13 protein-coding genes are annotated in these 13,997 nt (G+C 58.5%); 7 read left to right on the top strand and 6 right to left on the bottom strand.

From position 1 onward, the window contains the following. The first annotated feature begins 15 nt into the window (after positions 1-15). The 3 genes from RH950_RS07790 (at position 16) to RH950_RS07780 (ending at position 2,595) form a co-directional block, all read left to right on the top strand. The gene (locus RH950_RS07790) at positions 16-972 is read left to right on the top strand and encodes an ABC transporter permease (protein WP_350055380.1); all 957 of its coding nucleotides are present in this window, start codon (positions 16-18) and stop codon (positions 970-972) included. Further along, the gene (locus RH950_RS07785) at positions 965-1,852 is read left to right on the top strand and encodes an ABC transporter permease (RefSeq protein ID WP_350055378.1); all 888 of its coding nucleotides are present in this window, start codon (positions 965-967) and stop codon (positions 1,850-1,852) included. Before RH950_RS07790 ends, RH950_RS07785 begins: the two co-directional genes overlap by 8 nt. Positions 1,853-1,977: 125 nt before the next feature. Beyond that, positions 1,978-2,595, top strand: coding sequence for a class I SAM-dependent methyltransferase (locus tag RH950_RS07780; RefSeq protein ID WP_350055376.1), 618 nt, complete (start codon positions 1,978-1,980; stop codon positions 2,593-2,595). Positions 2,596-2,634: 39 nt separating this feature from the next. Here RH950_RS07780 and hspQ read toward each other — a convergent pair whose 3' ends face one another. Further along, positions 2,635-2,964, bottom strand: coding sequence for a heat shock protein HspQ (hspQ, locus tag RH950_RS07775; protein WP_350055374.1), 330 nt, complete (start codon positions 2,962-2,964; stop codon positions 2,635-2,637). A 215-nt stretch (positions 2,965-3,179) separates the two neighbouring features. Between hspQ and RH950_RS07770 the strand changes: the two genes are divergently transcribed. Further along, on the top strand, positions 3,180-4,472 hold the full coding sequence (locus RH950_RS07770; protein ID WP_350055372.1) for an MFS transporter: 1,293 nt from the start codon (positions 3,180-3,182) through the stop codon (positions 4,470-4,472). Between the two features lie 20 nt (positions 4,473-4,492). On the opposite strand, the gene RH950_RS07765 is transcribed toward RH950_RS07770, so the two are convergent. Then, positions 4,493-6,058, bottom strand: coding sequence for a sensor histidine kinase (locus tag RH950_RS07765; protein WP_350055370.1), 1,566 nt, complete (start codon positions 6,056-6,058; stop codon positions 4,493-4,495). A 180-nt stretch (positions 6,059-6,238) separates the two neighbouring features. Next, positions 6,239-7,003, bottom strand: coding sequence for an ATP-binding response regulator (locus RH950_RS07760; RefSeq protein ID WP_350055368.1), 765 nt, complete (start codon positions 7,001-7,003; stop codon positions 6,239-6,241). Between the two features lie 217 nt (positions 7,004-7,220). Here RH950_RS07760 and RH950_RS07755 point away from each other — a divergent pair, with 217 nt between their 5' ends. After that, positions 7,221-7,601 (top strand): response regulator, encoded by a 381-nt coding sequence (locus RH950_RS07755; RefSeq protein ID WP_350055366.1) that lies wholly within the window; start codon positions 7,221-7,223, stop codon positions 7,599-7,601. Positions 7,602-7,621: 20 nt separating this feature from the next. On the opposite strand, the gene RH950_RS07750 is transcribed toward RH950_RS07755, so the two are convergent. After that, a complete protein-coding gene (locus RH950_RS07750) occupies positions 7,622-7,999 on the bottom strand; it encodes an Hpt domain-containing protein (RefSeq protein ID WP_350055364.1) in 378 nt (125 codons plus the stop codon). Positions 8,000-8,254: 255 nt separating this feature from the next. Here RH950_RS07750 and RH950_RS07745 point away from each other — a divergent pair, with 255 nt between their 5' ends. Then, positions 8,255-10,567 carry a PAS domain S-box protein gene (locus tag RH950_RS07745; RefSeq protein WP_350055362.1) on the top strand — a complete coding sequence of 771 codons (2,313 nt, stop codon included), beginning with the start codon at positions 8,255-8,257 and terminating at the stop codon, positions 10,565-10,567. A 47-nt stretch (positions 10,568-10,614) separates the two neighbouring features. On the opposite strand, the gene spbR is transcribed toward RH950_RS07745, so the two are convergent. Both spbR and RH950_RS07735 read right to left on the bottom strand, forming a co-directional pair. Next, positions 10,615-11,793, bottom strand: a complete 1,179-nt coding sequence (spbR, locus tag RH950_RS07740) for a SpbR family protein (RefSeq protein WP_350055360.1) — start codon at positions 11,791-11,793, stop codon at positions 10,615-10,617. Positions 11,794-11,987: 194 nt separating this feature from the next. Then, entirely contained in the window at positions 11,988-12,974 is a 987-nt protein-coding gene (locus tag RH950_RS07735) for an MBL fold metallo-hydrolase (RefSeq protein WP_350055359.1), read from the bottom strand. 227 nt (positions 12,975-13,201) lie between these two features. Here RH950_RS07735 and pcaD point away from each other — a divergent pair, with 227 nt between their 5' ends. After that, positions 13,202-13,996, top strand: coding sequence for a 3-oxoadipate enol-lactonase (pcaD, locus tag RH950_RS07730; RefSeq protein WP_350055357.1), 795 nt, complete (start codon positions 13,202-13,204; stop codon positions 13,994-13,996). Position 13,997: the final 1 nt, after the last annotated feature.

The raw sequence follows: 13,997 nt of genomic DNA, 5'->3' as shown, positions 1-13,997 counted from the left end.
ACGGGACCTCGTTCCATGCTCGATTTTGTCATACGCCGCCTGACCGTGCTGGCGGCGACCCTTCTGGTCGCCGCCCTCATCATCTTTCTGGTGATGGAAGTGCTTCCGGGAGACCCGGCGGAAGTCATGCTCGGGTTGAATGCCCAACCGGACACACTCGCCGCCCTGCGCGCACAGATGGGCCTGGACCGGCCCGCACCGGAACGGTTCGCTGTCTGGGTCCTGGCCTTCCTTTCCGGCGATCTCGGCATCAGCTACACCTATGACGTCCCGGTTGCCGAACTGATCGGCGAGCGGATGGGCGTGACCCTGCCGCTGGCCCTGATGGCGATCCTGCTGTCCACGCTGATCGCCTTGCCGAGCGGGGTTTTGTCGGCCACGTTCCGCGGACGTCCGGCCGACACCGTGATCATGGGCATCGCCCAGCTTGGCGTCGCCGTGCCGAATTTCTGGTTCGCCATCCTGCTGATCCTGCTCTTCGCCGTCTCGCTCGGCTGGACCAGCGCCGGCGGCTTTCCCGGATATGAGGACGGCATCCTGCCCGCACTCGGCGCCCTTCTCCTGCCGGCCATCGCTCTCGCCCTGCCGCAGGCCGCGATCCTCGCCCGTGTCACCCGCTCGGCAGTCATAGACGTGCTCGGTGAGGACTACATCCGCACGGCACGGGCCAAGGGACTGTCCGGCGGGGTCGTGCTCTGGCGCCATGCCGTGCGCAACGCGCTCGCCGCGCCGCTGACCATCATGGGCCTGCAGTTCAGCTTCCTGCTCGCGGGCACGGTGATCATCGAGAACGTGTTCTATCTGCCGGGCCTGGGGCGGCTGATCTTCCAGGCCATCGCCCAGCGCGACCTGATCGTGGTCAAGGACATCGTGGTGCTGCTGGTCGGCTTGGTCATAACCGTGAACTTCATCGTAGACATGCTCTACGCCTGGGCCGACCCGCGCCTGAGACAGGGTGACAACAATGTCTGACATCCGGTCCATCGCCGCCGTCCGGCCGCGCCCCGGTTTCAGCCACCGGGCAACGCACCATCCGGGATTCGTGATCGGCGGCATCATCACGCTTGTCGTCCTGCTGACTGCCGCCCTTGCCCTTGTCTGGACGCCCTATCCGGTCACCAGCCTGAACATTGCCGAGAAACTCCGGCCCTTCTCTGCCGAGCATCTCCTTGGCACGGACCATTTCGGCCGCGACATTCTCTCCATGCTGATGGTCGGGGCCGGGAATTCCGTGCTGGTCGGTCTCGTCGCCGTCGGCCTCGGCGTCGGCCTCGGCAGCCCCCTCGGCCTCTACTGCGCCATGCGCCCGGGCCTGATCAGCGAGGCCGTGATGCGTGCGAGTGATCTCGCCTTTGCCTTCCCCGCCCTGCTCACGGCCGTCATGATCACCGCGATCTACGGACCGGGGACAATCAATTCCATCATCGCCATCGGCATTTTCAACATTCCGGTGTTCGCCCGCCTGACACGCGGGGTCTCCCTGTCGGTCTGGAAGATGGAATATGTCACCGCCGCCCGCGCCATCGGCGTGCCGTCACTTCAGATCGCCCGGCGTCACATGCTGCCGAACATCGCCAGCCCGCTGATTGTGCAGGCGACGATCCAGTTTGCCCTCGCCATCCTCGCCGAGGCGGGTCTGAGCTATCTTGGTCTCGGCACCCAGCCGCCGCAGCCAAGCTGGGGGAAAATGCTGCACGAGGCGCAGACCATGCTCTATTTCGCGCCGATGCTGGCGATTCTCCCCGGAGCCTGCATTGCGGTGACTGTACTGGGCCTGAATCTGCTTGGCGACGGCCTCCGTGACCTGCTCGACCCGAAGCTTCGGCATGCGGCAAAACCGCGAAACACCTAGGGTGTCAGGAGTGAACAGGAGCTTGCCGGAACGGGCCCGGATTTTTATGCTTTTGGTACAAGATGGTTGCGCTTATCTATGAAGTCTCAAGGTCGATATCCAGACCTTAATTCAAGGAGTGCTCAATGGGCCTTCGAACGGCCAGAGAGGAAATCTTCTTCCTCTCACGATGGCTTCGTTCCCCACTCAAAACCGGGTCGGTGCGACCGAGCGGACGGGACCTGACGAGACTGATCGCCGGCGCTGTCATAGATCTCGAGGCGGAAGAATGGGTGGTCGAGCTTGGTGGCGGCACGGGCGCTGTAACCCGCGCCTTGATCGAGAACGGTGTCGCTCCGGACCGCATGGTCGTTCTGGAACGGGATCGGGCTCTTTCCGACTGGTTGCGGCGCGCATTCCCAGAAGTAACGATTGTTACAGGAGACGCGGAACACCTGCGCCGTCATCTGGCTGCACATAATGCGGGCCCGGTACGCCGGATCGTATCCAGCCTTCCCCTGCTCTCCCTGCCCCGCACTCAGCGCAATGCCATTCTCACAGAGGTTTTTTCAGCTCTCGGACAAGACGGAACCCTGATTCAATACAGCTATGGGCCGACCTGCCCGGTCTCACGGGCACTGCGCAGCGGGCTCGGTATCAATGCACGCGCTGTCGGCACGGCATGGCGCAATCTTCCGCCGGCACGAGTCTGGGAATTTGAAAAAAAGCGGAATGCCGGCTCCGGAGCGCGATACGCGGCCTAGGACCGCCCGTCACACGCCGCCCCGGGACGCACCGAGGCGTCAGGCTTCGTGATGCCGGACAATGTAGCGGCCGTCGTCAAACCCCGTGAACTGCTCCGAAATGGACGGATGGTTCACCGGACCATTGTCGCTGTCGTCGACAAGGTTCTGCTCCGACACATAAGCCACATAGTAGGTTTCCGGGTTCTCCGCGAACAGGTGATAGAACGGCTGCTCGCGGCGCGGGCGCCGGTCTTCCGGAATCGCCAGATACCAGTCTTCCGTATTGGCAAATTCGGGGTCGACATCAAAAACGACGCCCCGGAAATCGAACATCCTGTGCCGAACAACCGCGCCGATTCCGAATTTGGCTTCGACAATTTTGACCACGGTTTACCCACTTCATTGTTTTTGTTCGTCTCTGACGGAACTTGTCCGGAATGTCGGTCAACGTCAACTGTTGCCATATAGCAATTGAGCCAGCTGCAGAGACGCGTATTTCCAATATGCGATCAATATCCGGCTTGTTCCAACGCGCCTTTGCATACAATCTTGTGGCAATCGAACGGTTCAGTTCGAAAATAAAAAGTATCTAGGAGGCAGAAATGTCAGTCGCGACGCTCCGCGATCACTTGTTCGGCTACCTGAACGACCGGTTCTTCTATGGCTGGGTCATTCTCTCCGTCGCCGGGCTCGGACTTTTTGCCAGCGGTCCCGGTCAATCACACACATTCAGCGTGTTCGTCGATCCGATCAGTCACGATCTCGGCATATCAGCGACCGAAATTGCCTCGGCCTACGGGACGGCCACCTTGCTGGCCGCGTTCTGTCTGCCTTTCACCGGCCGCCTTGTTGACCGCTTCGGGTCCCGCAAGATGGCAAGCGTGATCGTCATACTGCTTGGCTTCGCCTGCCTGTTCTTCGGAGCCGCCGCCAATATGCTCTGGCTTGGGCTCGGATTTGCCCTGCTGCGTTTTTTTGGCCAAGGCTCGCTAATGCTGAGCTGCGCCAACATGACCTCGCAATGGTTCAGCAAGAAACGCGGCACGGCCATGGGCCTCATGGCGCTTGGCTTTGCCGCCTCGATGGCGATCCATCCCCCGCTCGGACAGTATCTCATCGACACGCTCGGCTGGCGCCAGGCATGGGTCGTACTCGGCATCATGACCTGGGTCCTGATGCTCCCCATCATATGGCTCCTGGTGCACGACAAGCCCGAGGAAAAAGGCCTCTATCCGGACGGTATCGTGCCTGAAAAGAAGGCTGAAGACGCACCGCCTACCGTGGAGACGGTGCCCGGCCTGTCCCTCAGCGAAGCGCTCAGAACGCCAACCTTTCATCTGCTCTGGGTCAGCATGGTATCGATCGCCATGCTGGTCACCAGTCTGCACTTCTATCAGGTTAAGATCTTCGCGGCACAGGGACTGGACAAACAGGTCGCCGCATGGGTGTTCCCGATCTCTGCCTGCACCATGGTGATCATGATGCCTCTGGTCGGCCGGACACTTGACAGGATCAAGTCCCGCTATGCGTTCTCGCTCGCCCTGCTAATCCAGGCCGCGGCTCTGCTCATGGTAACCCAGGTCAGCACAATCCCGACCGCCATCGCCTATGCGGCCCTGTTCGGGTTGTTGAATGCCTGCAGCATGACCCTGTTCGGCTATGTCTGGCCGCGGTTCTTCGGCCGGGCGCATCTCGGCAGCATTCAGGGTGTCGGGCAGATGATCGGTGTTGTCGGTGCCTCCATCGGCCCGCTGCCGATCGGCTACGCATTCGATAATTTCGGATCCCCCACCCTGATGATCCAGGGTCTTGCACTCTACCCGGCGGCATGCGCCGTGCTCGCGCTGTTCATCCGCACACCCGCGGGTGTTCCGGTAGAACCGCATCTGGAATAGGAAAGAGCGAACGGGCCGGGTCAGGCGAGCGGCTGGATCCGGCTCGCCGGCAAGGTGACAGTGACTGTCGTGCCGACGCCGAGCTCACTGCTGATCTTGAGGTCGCCGCCATGGGACTGGGCAATCGCCTGGGTCAGGTAGAGACCGAGCCCGGCGCCCTCGATCGAACGGCTATATGTCTCATCCGTCGCCTGCTCGAACGGATTGAGCACACGGCCGAGATCGCTCTCGCGAATGCCCCTGCCATTGTCCTTCACCTCAAGCTCGGCACCGGTTTCCGGATCGATGGTGAGCCGGAGTGTAATCGTGCCTTCCGTGTCCGTAAACTTCACGGCATTGGTGAGCAGATTCATCAGGATCTGACGAATTTGCCGTTCGTCGCCTGTAAACCCGACCGGCCTGTCGGGCAGTTCGGCGGTAAAGTTCTGTGCTTTTTCAGCAAGTTTCGGCCGGATCATGCCGATCGTGGCAGAGACTGACCGGCCAAGATCAAACAGGTCTTCCTTCAGGCCCATCTCTCCCAGTTCGATCCGGGACACATCGAGAATGTCGTTGATGAGTTCGAGCAGATGCGCGCCGGCTGAGTGGATGTGCTGGACGAACTCGGTGTATCGTTCACTGCCGATCGGTCCAAACATCTCCTTCTGCAGGAGGTCGGAAAACCCGATGATGCTGTTCAGGGGAGTCCGCAACTCGTGGCTCATATTGGCGAGAAACTGTGTCTTTGCCAGGCTGGCCAGATCGGCGCGATGGAGAGCCTCTTCGAGCTGGCGGGTTTTTTCCGCGACCTTTGTCTGCAGATCAAGCGCCTGGCGTCGCCGTACGGAAATGTCCCGGAACCAAATAATCCGGGCGGCGCAGCCCTCGAATTCCAGAGGTCTGCCGGTAAGCAAGATCCAATGCTTCTGCTCATCAATTGCGATACATTGAACTTCATGCTCCGTCATCCTGGAGCTGAATTCCGGATCCGCCAGGAACGCCTCAAGGATATCAGTGTCCAAGCCAACAGGCTTTGGCCCAATCTCGGCCAGCCTCTTGATGAACTCCTCACCCAGCCACGTCACAAGAGCCGAATTCGCCAACAGATGACCATTGTCTTCACAACTGAGAACCAATGCACCGATGGGGCATTCCTCGATGGTCTTGCGTAGAACCACCGCCGACTCAGTCGCCTGTGGGTTCACCCATTCCGACACGTCTGCGAGAACGGTTATCAAACCACCCTGCCTGAGCGGACGTGTTTCGACACGAACGGTTCGACCAGAGCGAAGCACAGCCTGCTGGTTTTCATGCGTCATCGCCGCGGGGTCCGAACCGGACACCTGTGCAGCGCTAAAACCGTTCAGATAGCGAACGTCCCAGTAAGAAGACTGCAGAGAGTGAATGTCATCGACATCCATTCCCAGAGACAAGGCATTATCCGGAAGTTCGAGCAGTGCAAAGAGTGCCTGATTATAGGCATCCAAACGGCCTTCGGAATTCCAGACGACAATGCCGTCCCTTGAAACATCCGGCACCACGTCGAAGGTGCCGTCTATGACATCTTCGACGGAACCCGGCAGGCTACTTATCCAAGTCTGCGTCATTGCCACTCATTGTCGAAGTTGCGCGAGTTCCGGCGCCAATCGCGAATACATGCGACATCATTAAATCAAACAGAGTCTATTTTCCAGTAAACATAATTTTTATATTAGTTTAATTTTATTAATATTTTAATATAAATTTTCATCCTTCAATATGGCGTCGACATATCTCGACCTAGACTTTTAGAGCAAACCCAGTTTCACCAGGGCTTCCGCCAAATCGTCCCCGAACTCTTTCCCTTTACGGATCACGGGAACTGATTCCGGCAGCGCGCGCAGCAGTTGATTGTCTTTGGTAAAGGCCGTCAGCAATGCGCAAGGAATGGATTGCGTCACCTTCATCGCTTTCAGGGCAAGAATGAGATCCACCCCGTCCATGCCGGGCATATTGGCCGAAACGAAAACACAGTCCGGCCGGGTCTGGTATACGTAACCGATGCCCTGGATCGAGGATTGAACGTTTGTCACGCGGTAGCCGCAGGCTTCCAGCTCTTTCGTGACAAGCCTTGCCTGTGCTCCGGGCTCCATGATCAACCCGACTTCAACCTCGGTAATCGTAACATCCGAAACGCTGAAGCGGGAACGCATTGGAAGAGACCGGACAACCGTATCGATCGGGCCGTCTCGGGAAATCCGCCCGTCGATCACGTCACCGATACGGTCTATGAAGATTTGGACATCGGCAATACCGAGCGGCACACCATTATCCGAAGCAGATATATAGTCTTCGAAGCGATGCGCAAGGATCGTCAGGTTTGTGAAACCAAAGGTCCCGCCGGATCCTTTCAGGGAATGGACAGTCCGGGTCAGATCGACCAGTTCGGAGGCGTCGAACGCCCCTCTCTGCGCCGCTGCATCAAGCATTTTGTCAAGCTGCGCGATGCTGTCATTGGCATGGTCGAGAAATTCCTGGTGCAGCCGCGCCAAGTGCTTTTCAAAGTTTTCCATTGGCTTTTGGACCTTCCCTCTACTGACAAAGCACCCCGCAACGGAGCGACCATTCCCCTATTGCATGTTTTAGTGGTCGTTGACGAGACGCGGTTACATTAGAATTAAGTCGAATTTATCCCATAATTGGACTACCGGTGCTTATCAGATCCGACCATTCAGCCCGGCCGCCTGTTCCCCTCGCCCTTCAGAGTCTGGGTTTTGGAAAGAAACACCTATGTTGAAAATACTCCATGTGGACGATGAAGCAGACATCCGGTCGATCACAAAGCTGGCTCTCGAATCCATCGGAAGGTTCGATGTCCTTTCCTGCGCCTCGGGCGAGGAGGCTCTGGCATCCGTCACCGTCCAGGCACCGGATCTTATCGTCATGGATGTCATGATGCCCGGCATGGACGGACCAACGACCTATCGCGCTTTTCAGAAGGATCCCGCGGCTGCGAGGATCCCGGTCATTTTCATGACTGCGAAAACCCAGAGCGACGAAGTCGGCATGCTCATGGAGCTCGGAGCGATAGGCGTTATTGCAAAGCCGTTCGACCCCGTCCAGCTCAGCACGGAAGTACAGCGTATCTGGGACTCCAGGACATCCCGGTGACAGGTTGGGTGCTGCCATTATCAGAACGGGATGACGCCGATCTCGGGATCAACGAACATGCGGTCGCTATCTGCCAGCAGACAATCGACTGCCTCTTCGAATTCCTTTCGTTGTGCGCTGTCTAGCGCCCCCGCTTTCGCATCGATTATCTCGCTGCAAAAAGTCTCAAGTACGTTTGCTGATTTGGAGACATCCGCGTACCCGTATGTGCCCGAAGCTCCCGCAATCGTGTGCGCTTCGCGCTTTACCACATGCAATGCCTCAACAAATTTGTCGGCTTCGATTCCTGAGTTGATCATCAAGAAATTCCCCTTGATGTCTTCAATACGTCGGCGCGTGATTTCAATGAATTCCTCACGCAGAGACAAGAACGCCTGCCGGAGAGTGCTATCCGTCATGTCCCGAGAGCCACTTTTTCCATTGTTATTCTCCCGCCAAGCTTTGTGCCCTTGACCAGCCTATTGTGACAGCCGTTTAAAACACGTTAAGCCTGCAGATAATGTCGGACGGGTATCCTACTGCCTTCCCGAGGTAGGCAATAAAAACGAAGTGTTAACTCTCTGATGGCACAGTCACCTGCTGGAAAACAGCGTCCGTCATCCGGTGTAGAATAAGGCGATAGACCGGGAAACCGGCGACGAGGGAATCTGATCGTGATCTCTCCCGCCCGTGCAGGCGTTGGTGGGGATATGATGCCAAAATCAGAAGTCATACGCGACAAACAGAGCGCCGGCGCCACAGCCAAGCTGGAAATGTTCCAGAAACTCTCGCAAGCGCTCTATTGGGAATGGAATCCCGCCTTAAAGTGCTTCTGTTTTGACGATGCTGCCGTACCGTCAATTTGGAAACCTGTTCTGCTCCCCGACGGCGAGATTGATGTCTCCCTGGTTGTGCCCGACGACCGGTCGCTGGTCCGCCAGAAATTCAATGCCATCTTCAGCAATGATGTTCCGGCACCGTTTACATTCGACGCCCAGGCAAGCAAACGCGCGCCGAAAATCAGCTACATGCTGCGCGCCGAGGTGGGGTCAGGCGCTGCCCCGACGGCCATATCCGGGGTCATCAAGGACGTTTCCGCCACCACGCTCCTTGCCGAGCGGGCGCAATCGGCAGAAGAAAAGCTGCTTGATGCCATCGAGGCCTTGAGAGACGGGTTTGTCATCTACGACACCGACGATCGTCTTGTCGTATGCAATCAGAGATATCGCGACCTGTACCCAAGATCAGCTCATGCGATGAAACCCGGCGCGACCTTCACTGAAATTCTCAGCGCTGGATTGGCCGCAGGAGAATATACGGACGCAGTCGGACGTGAAGAAGACTGGCTCCGGGAACGGCTGGCGCAGCATCAAGAGTCAGACCTGGAACTCGAGCAGAAACTTGCTGACGGGCGCTGGCTCAGGATTGCCGAACGCACGACCGTCGAGGGAATGCGGATCGGTTTGCGGATCGACATCACACGACTCAAAACGGATGAGGCCGAGCTCAAAGCTGCACTCGCACAGCTCAAGGAAAGCGAACTCCGGGCGCGCCGCCTTTCGGTGGTCGCCGGCCGGACCAAATCCATGGTGGCGATCCTGAACACCCGCGGCGAGGTGGAATGGGTCAATCCGGCTTTCACGAATATTACCGGCTACAGGATTGAAGACATTGTCGGGAAGGATCCCCGGCCGATCTTGCAGGGTGCGAATACCGACAAGGCGGTGATCGAGGCCGTAGACAGAGACATTGAGCGTGGCAAGCCGGTAAGCGGCACGATGCTGCACTATAAAAAGAACGGAGAGCCTATCTGGGTTGAGTTCGAGCGTCAGGCCATCCAGGATGACAGCGGCGACGTCATTCAGCACATGATTGTCTCTCATGATGTGACAGAGCGTGTCGTTGCCGCCGATGTGCTGGCCGAGCGTGCCGAGTCGATCCGTGCCATCCTCGACACTGTCGTGGACGCCATCATCACCATCGACAGCCGCGGCACCATCCTGACCTTCAATCCCGCGGCCGAACGCATGTTCGGCACTCGGCGCGAGAAGATTCTCGGACAGAATGTCAGCGCCCTCATGACAGGACAGCACCGCACTGATCATTCCCGCTATATCGCCAGCTATCTGACTGGCCATACAAAAAATGTGATCGGAAAAAACAGGGAGTTCACGGCAAGAAAGGCGGATGGCACAATTTTCCCGATAGAACTCGCCGTCGGCGAAATGTTCGTTGGTGAGAGTTTGCGGTTTGTCGGCATCATTCGCGACATAACGGAACGCAAGCAGCTTGAGCGTATCAAGCGTGAGTTCATTTCCACCGTCAGCCACGAACTGAAAACGCCCCTGACCTCGATCACAGGCGCTCTCGGCTTGGCGCGCAGTGGCGTCGTCGGCTCACTCACTGAGCAGATGCAGCAGATCATCGATATCGCCTATCGCAACAGTGAGCGTCTCGGCGTGCTGGTAACCGATATTCTGGACATCGAAAAAATCGATGCCGGGCAAATGTCCTACGATATGGAGACATGCGACATTGGCCGACTGGTTGCCGAATGTGTGGCAAGCATGCAGCCCTTCGCCAGTGAGTATGGAGTCCGCTTTGAGGTCACAAGCGCGGCTGAAGAGCCGACTTTCACCGGTGACCCAAGCAGAATAACTCAGGTTATTTCAAACTTGCTGTCAAACGCCGTGAAGTTTTCAAGGTCCGGGCAGCGTGTGGAGGTCGGCTCCCGGAGCACCGACGACGCCCTGATGTTTTCCGTGAAAGACTACGGTGAAGGCATCCCGGAAGAGCTTCAGGGGCGAATCTTCACCCGCTTCTTCCGGGTTGATAGTGCTGACGACCGTCACAGCAGCGGCACCGGGCTCGGTCTCAGCATCTGCAGGCCTATCGCCGAAGCCCATGGCGGCACGCTCACGGTCGAAAGCCGCCCTGGAGAGGGATCGACTTTCACCTTCCGCATTCCACGCAGCCCGCATACTTGAACGGATGGTCCCGGGATCCTCGCCGCTACTGTTGGCCAGGGTTCCTATCAGTGCAATTGTTCGCGCACTTGAGCCGTGCTTGAGGTCAGGGCTGTCAGCCGCTTCATCAGATACTCGACATCTTCTTCGGTCAGACCGAAATCATCCGTCTCGAACGCGGTGAGGAGTCGCTCCAGAACCTTCAGGCTGAACCGTTCCCTGTCGCCCTCAAGACCGTCATAATCGGTATCACGCATGACATCGATCGCCTTGCGCAGCACCGGAAGAGAGCGTTTCGGCAACCCGGAGCGCTGAATCAGCGCCTGCAGTCCGAGTTTGCCCTCATCGTCGAACAGCTTCTGCGCGTTGATCAGCGGCACTGACGCCAGTGCGGCCAACGCGGCCTGAGCGAAATCCAGGTCGCCGAGGCAGGCGGCCCTGACGACGATCGATTCCGTCAGGCGGCCATTGCGATGCAGCTCCGCGACGAGATCTTCGACCTTTTGCGCACCGGCGCCATTCGAGACAAGGCTCAGGGTCGCGTTCTCACGCGCTTCAAGCAGCAGGTCGGTCGCCATGTTGGCCGGCAGGTCATGGTGTTTGACGAGATGTTCGCGCAGACGGTCCGATACGATCGACACCAAACGCTCGGAGATACCAATCGGCAGGGAACTTCGATGAACAAGTCCATCCTTGATGTTCTCGTCATCCCCGAACCGCTCGATTGCCTTGTTGAACCCGGATTCGGAAATCGCCGCGCCTTCGTTCCGCACCAGCGTTTCCACGACCGTCTGATTGCCCTTGTCGATCAGGGTTTCAGCAACCGCTTCCGGTACAGTTTCGCGCCGGGCGATGGCCGACTGTTTCATCTCGTCCGCCGCCGACGCGATCTCGACGAGATCTTCCTCGCGCAGCACATCGGAAAACTCGAGAACCGGCATCGCCACCGATTCCACGTCTTTTGCGAGGAGCAGCGCTACATCGTGCGGCAGGTCTTTCGCCGATTTGGCTTCCCGGGCCAAGGCTTCACGCACGCGGCGTTCGGCATCGCGCGCCATCACCCGGAGGATTTCCTGGGCAAGAGGCAATTCTGTCGCGGAAAAACTTGATGCGGAAAGCTGGCCAGCGACTTTTGCGACTGTCGCGGCGCGATTATCGACGGAAGGGTCTTTCAGGAGAGATTGAACGTCTGCCGCCGACAACGCCCCGCCTGCTCCGCCATTGCCACTGTCACCAGAGCTTACCATGCGCTTTCTCACCTTCCGCTAAATCTCAAGCGAACGAGTGTCCCGCAACAAGGGTTAAGGTTCTCTTATCAACCCTAAACCCTGCGCGGCACTGATTCAGACTGTAACAGAATTCAGCATCGTTCGCGCAAGTTATGAAGCAGCGCGGTCAGAGGATCGCGCTGCTTCCATACAGAGTACTGGTGGCTCAATGCCTACAGATTGAGCTGATAGCTTGCCGGCACCCACCGGTAGGCAGCGCCATGCGTTTCGACAAACCCGACCGCAGGGAACGGCATGTGATATCCGGTGGCCGCAATCCGGTCTGCTGCGACCATGTCCAGCAGGCGCTTCCGGGTGGCCGCAGCCCCCTCCTTGTCCATATCGAATCGCACATGCCAGTCCGGCCGTTGTAGGGATGCCACGTAATGGTTTGTGGTATCGGCCCATGCCAGCAAGCGCCTGCCCTCGCTTTCAAGATGGTAGGCCATGTGTCCGGGCGTATGCCCTGCCGCACCGACGGCCTGAATGCCGGTGACCACATCCTCGCCCGGCTTCAGAAATGTCATCTTTTCCGCAAACGGAACGACGTTGCTCTGGACCAGCTTGCCCACCCTTGCCAGCTTTCCCTCCGCCATTTCAGGCGGCGCCCAGAAGTCATACTCGGCCGCACCGGTCACGTAGCGTGCATTGGGGAACAATGCGCCACCGCCCTCCATGAGGCCGCCGATATGATCGGGATGGAAGTGTGTCAACACGACGATATCGATCTGTTCCGCGGTAAACCCGGCCCTTCCGAGAGCCTCCGCCAGATGTCCGGCGTTCGGCCGGCGCCCGTTTCCGTTCCCGGAGTCGAACATGATCACTTCATTGCCGGTATTCACGATGACCGGCGTGAAGGAAATCTCCATGCGGTTTCCCGGCAGGTGATTTTCCTCGGCCAGCCGGACGACGTCCGCCTGGTCCTGGTTTTCGCCAAAGATCGGATGCGGACCATCGAGCTGGACAGCCCCGTCCCAGATGGTGGTTACCTCAAACTTGCCGAGCTTGAAGCGATAGTGAGACGGATGTGACGGCCCTTGCATCGGGGCCGCAGCCTGAACAATAGAGGATGCGCTCCCCAGAATAGCCGGTGCAGCCAAAGTTCCTGCGGCGGCAAACATCGCCTGCCGCCGGGTCAGCGCCTTGAATGTGTTCGTCATATGTGGTCCTCCCGCGACCGATTGAAGTCGATGTCTTGGAGATAGGGCCGCTGGCGGTGCTGAAAAGATGAGATCCGTCAAAAAACATGTCCGCTCAGAACGCTGCGGACGACATGTCCGCCGCAGCACGTTCTGCGACTGATTGCGAAGGCGTTAAATGAGGTAGAGTTTCCGCAGGTTAGAGTTACACATCCCGAGCAGAAAAGAGCATGGGGGGAGAAATCGGCGTGGCATTCTTCAAAGCTGCATCACGGACAATTCACTATTCCGACCGGACGATGGGGAGCGGCCCCACGCTGGTTCTGGCGAATTCTCTGGGCACTGACTTCCGGATCTGGGACACGCTGCTGCCGAAACTGGAGGGGATCGGGCGCATTGTCAGATATGACAAGCGCGGTCACGGCCTGACGGATGTTACCGAGCCTCCCTACTCCATTCAGGACCTGAGCACTGACCTCGAGCTCCTTGTCGACCATGCCGGACTGGACCATTTCCTGCTCGGCGGTGTTTCCATCGGAGGCATGATCGCTCAGGATTATGCTGCCCGTCACCCGGATCAGGTCGATGCCCTCGTCTGCATGGACACCGCGCCGAAAATCGGTGAATCCAGCCTCTGGCAGGATCGTATCGACGCGATCTCCGCTAACGGTCTCGACAGTATCGCGGACGGTGTGATGGAGCGCTGGTTCTCTGCGTCTTTCCGCAAGAACAATCCGGCTGCCACAGCCGGCTGGCGCAATCTGCTCGCGCGCACCACCCAGGCCGGCTATCTCGGCTGCTGCGCAGCGATCCGGGATGCGGACCTCACCGCGGCGACCCTCGCCTTGACGGTGCCGACGCTTGTGCTCTGCGGTGCCGAAGACGGCGCGACGCCGCCGGCGCTGGTCAAGAGCATGGCCGACGCCATGCAGAACGCGTCCTATGTCGACATTCCCAACGCGGGTCACATTCCGAGCCTCGAGCAACCGCAAGCGGTGGCCGACGCCATGAACCGCTTCTTTCGGGAACAGGGCCTGACCTGAT

It is taken from the genome of Nisaea sp., from assembly GCF_040217065.1.
In the GTDB taxonomy this organism is placed as follows: Bacteria; Pseudomonadota; Alphaproteobacteria; order Thalassobaculales; family Thalassobaculaceae; genus Nisaea.
Note: the sequence above shows the minus strand (reverse complement) of the source record. Positions and strands in the feature narration are given on the sequence as shown.